The 1,708-nt window shown below is 63.8% G+C and carries 1 protein-coding gene; it reads right to left on the reverse strand.

The window, feature by feature from the left end:
• Positions 1–1,708, reverse strand: a 1,708-nt coding sequence (locus tag NP596_RS21220; protein ID WP_256617373.1) for a condensation domain-containing protein, incomplete at both ends; no start/stop codon positions are given.

Raw genomic sequence — 1,708 nt, forward strand, 5'->3', positions numbered from 1 at the left:
GGTTTTGCGCGCGGCCTTGCGGGTGGTCGCAGGGCCAGGTTGGCGCCGGGGTTGGGCCTGCGCTTGCGGTCTGTGCGTGCCAGTAGCCTTGTTGGGCTTGTAGGTGTCGGCTTTCGGCATAACGTTGCAGTGCCTTGCCCCAGGCTTGGTAGCTGGCGGTTTTGGCCGGCAGTTGCGGGGTTTGGCCTTGTTGCATTTGCTGGTAGAGGCTTTGCAGATCTTCCAGCAGGATGCGCCAGGAGACGGCGTCGACGATCAGGTGGTGGCCGATCAGCAGCAGGCGTTCGCTGCCGTCGTCCACGGGAATATGCACGGCTTTGAACAAGGGGCCGTGTTGCAGGTTGAGACTGCGTTGGGCTTGTTGGGCGATGCCGGTGATGCCGTCTACCGTGATCACGGAATGGCGGTCGAGCACGCTGGCCGCCGATCCGTCGTGACTTGTTTGGAAGGTATGGCTGGTTTCCATCGCCTGTGCTTGGTCGGCGGGCTGGTAGTATTGTAGCCATTGGCCGTCGTGATGCCGGTAGCGCAGGCGCAGGCTGTCGTGGTGAGCGATCAGTTGCTCCAGGGCTTGTTGCAGGTGGTCGAGATCGAGGGCTTGCCGGGTTTGCAGCAAGAGGGATTGGTTCCAGTGCTGCGGCTTGGGCAGGTTTTGCGCGAAGAAGGTGTGCTGAATCGGTAATAGCGGGGCGTTGCCGCTGGCAGGCTGTTGCGCGGCGGCGTCTATCGCGGCGGTTTGGCGGTCGGCGTGCACGGCGACGCGGGCTAGGCTTTCGATGGTCTGGTGCTGGAACAGGTCTTTGGGGGTGAATTGCAAGCCTTGGGCACGGGCACGGCTGACCAACTGGATGGAGATGATGGAGTCGCCGCCCAGTTCGAAGAAGTTGTCGCGGATACCGAGGCTTTGCCGGCCGAGCAGGTCTTGCCAGAGCTGTAGCAGCAGGCGTTCGCTGGCATTGGTCGGCGCTTGCGGGGCGCTGGTTTCGCTGACGTCGGGCACGGGCAGACGACGACGGTCGACTTTGCCGTGGGCGGTGCGCGGCAGGCGATCCAGCAGGACGATTTTGGCCGGTACCATGTAGTCCGGCAGGCGTTGGCTCAGTTCGGTTTGGATGACGGCCGGACTTAGGCTGGGTGTTGCGGGATCTGTAGAGCGATCGTCGGCCACTTCGGGGTTTTGTTCGGTCGCTTCGGTGGCGTTTTGCTCCAGATAGGCGGCCAGGTAGCGGCGGCCGTGGTCGTCTCTGAGCATGACGTAGGCATCGCCGATGCCGGGCAGTTGCCGCAAGGCGGCTTCGATTTCGCCGGGTTCGATGCGGTAGCCTCGCAGTTTGATCTGTTGGTCGGCGCGGCCGAGGTATTCAACGACGCCGTCGGGACGGAAACGCACCCGGTCGCCGGTACGATACAGCCGGCTGCCGTCGGCGGCGAAGGGATCCGGAATAAAGCGTTCGGCGGTCAAGTCCGGTCGGCCATGATAGCCTCGGGCCAGACAGGGGCCGCCGATGTACAGTTCGCCAATGGCACCCGGCGGTAGTGGATTCAAATCCCGGTCCAATACATACAGCGTGCGTTCGCCGACGGCCTGGCCGATGGGGGCGTAGCCGCTCCAGTCGCTGTCGTCGGCTTGCCAGGCCAACGGGGTGATGAGGGTTTCGGTGGGGCCGTAGCCGTTGATGATGCGTTCGGGCCGCAGCACGCTGCGGAT

The organism is Methylomonas rivi (assembly GCF_024505165.1).
Classification (GTDB): Bacteria; Pseudomonadota; Gammaproteobacteria; order Methylococcales; family Methylomonadaceae; genus Methylomonas; species Methylomonas rivi.